At 56.7% G+C, this 2,399-nt stretch carries 1 rRNA gene; it reads right to left on the bottom strand.

Annotated features, from left to right (window positions below):
- Positions 1 to 35 precede the first annotated feature (35 nt).
- Positions 36 to 2,399 (bottom strand): 23S ribosomal RNA (locus tag ACFW22_RS35765); the annotation flags it as partial.

Genomic DNA, 2,399 nt, shown 5'->3' with positions numbered 1-2,399 from the left:
TTGCTTCAGAACTAACACAGTGGACGCGAGCAACTGAGGACAAGCCCTCGGCCTATTAGTACCGGTCAGCTCCACCCATTACTGGGCTTCCACATCCGGCCTATCAACCCAGTCGTCTACTGGGAGCCTTACCCTCTCAAGGAGGTGGGAATACTCATCTCGAAGCAGGCTTCCCGCTTAGATGCTTTCAGCGGTTATCCCTCCCGAACGTAGCCAACCAGCCATGCCCTTGGCAGGACAACTGGCACACCAGAGGTTCGTCCGTCCCGGTCCTCTCGTACTAGGGACAGCCCTTCTCAATATTCCTACGCGCACAGCGGATAGGGACCGAACTGTCTCACGACGTTCTAAACCCAGCTCGCGTACCGCTTTAATGGGCGAACAGCCCAACCCTTGGGACCGACTCCAGCCCCAGGATGCGACGAGCCGACATCGAGGTGCCAAACCATCCCGTCGATATGGACTCTTGGGGAAGATCAGCCTGTTATCCCCGGGGTACCTTTTATCCGTTGAGCGACGGCGCTTCCACAAGCCACCGCCGGATCACTAGTCCCGACTTTCGTCCCTGCTCGACCCGTCGGTCTCACAGTCAAGCTCCCTTGTGCACTTACACTCAACACCTGATTGCCAACCAGGCTGAGGGAACCTTTGGGCGCCTCCGTTACCCTTTGGGAGGCAACCGCCCCAGTTAAACTACCCATCAGACACTGTCCCTGATCCGGATCACGGACCGAGGTTAGACATCCAGCACGACCAGAGTGGTATTTCAACGACGACTCCACAACCACTGGCGTGGCCGCTTCACAGTCTCCCACCTATCCTACACAAGCCGAACCGAACACCAATATCAAACTGTAGTAAAGGTCCCGGGGTCTTTCCGTCCTGCTGCGCGAAACGAGCATCTTTACTCGTAGTGCAATTTCACCGGGCCTATGGTTGAGACAGTCGAGAAGTCGTTACGCCATTCGTGCAGGTCGGAACTTACCCGACAAGGAATTTCGCTACCTTAGGATGGTTATAGTTACCACCGCCGTTTACTGGCGCTTAAGTTCTCAGCTTCGCCAACCCGAAAGTCAGCTAACCGGTCCCCTTAACGTTCCAGCACCGGGCAGGCGTCAGTCCGTATACATCGCCTTACGGCTTCGCACGGACCTGTGTTTTTAGTAAACAGTCGCTTCTCGCTGGTCTCTGCGGCCACCCCCAGCTCACGGAGTAAATCCGATCACCAGACGTGGCCCCCCTTCTCCCGAAGTTACGGGGGCATTTTGCCGAGTTCCTTAACCATAGTTCACCCGAACGCCTCGGTATTCTCTACCTGACCACCTGAGTCGGTTTAGGGTACGGGCCGCCATGAAACTCGCTAGAGGCTTTTCTCGACAGCATAGGATCATCCACTTCACCACAATCGGCTCGGCATCAGGTCTCAGGCTCATGTCGTGCGGATTTGCCTACACAACGCCCTACACCCTTACCCCGGGACAACCACCGCCCGGGCTGGACTACCTTCCTGCGTCACCCCATCGCTTACCTACTACCACCTTGGGTCGACGGCTCCACCACTTCCCATTGCCCGAAGGCTCCGGGACGGCTTCACGGCCTTAGCATTAATGGGCTCGATATTGGGCGTTTCAAAGCGGGTACCGGAATATCAACCGGTTGTCCATCGACTACGCCTGTCGGCCTCGCCTTAGGTCCCGACTTACCCTGGGCAGATCAGCTTGACCCAGGAACCCTTAGTCAATCGGCGCACACGTTTCTCACGTGTGTATCGCTACTCATGCCTGCATTCTCACTCGTGAACCGTCCACAACTCGCTTCCGCGGCTGCTTCACCCGGCACACGACGCTCCCCTACCCATCACAGTCCCCGTTGGGGGTATGTACTGCAATGACACGACTTCGGCGGTACGCTTGAGCCCCGCTACATTGTCGGCGCGGAATCACTTGACCAGTGAGCTATTACGCACTCTTTCAAGGGTGGCTGCTTCTAAGCCAACCTCCTGGTTGTCTCTGCGACTCCACATCCTTTCCCACTTAGCGTACGCTTAGGGGCCTTAGTCGATGCTCTGGGCTGTTTCCCTCTCGACCATGGAGCTTATCCCCCACAGTCTCACTGCCGCGCTCTCACTTACCGGCATTCGGAGTTTGGCTAAGGTCAGTAACCCGGTAGGGCCCATCGCCTATCCAGTGCTCTACCTCCGGCAAGAAACACACGACGCTGCACCTAAATGCATTTCGGGGAGAACCAGCTATCACGGAGTTTGATTGGCCTTTCACCCCTAACCACAGGTCATCCCCCAGGTTTTCAACCCTGGTGGGTTCGGTCCTCCACGAAGTCTTACCTCCGCTTCAACCTGCCCATGGCTAGATCACTCCGCTTCGGGTCTTGAGCGTGCTACT

Source organism: Streptomyces sp. NPDC058872 (assembly GCF_042743065.1).
In the GTDB taxonomy this organism is placed as follows: domain Bacteria; phylum Actinomycetota; class Actinomycetes; order Streptomycetales; family Streptomycetaceae; genus Streptomyces.
Note: the sequence above shows the minus strand (reverse complement) of the source record. Positions and strands in the feature narration are given on the sequence as shown.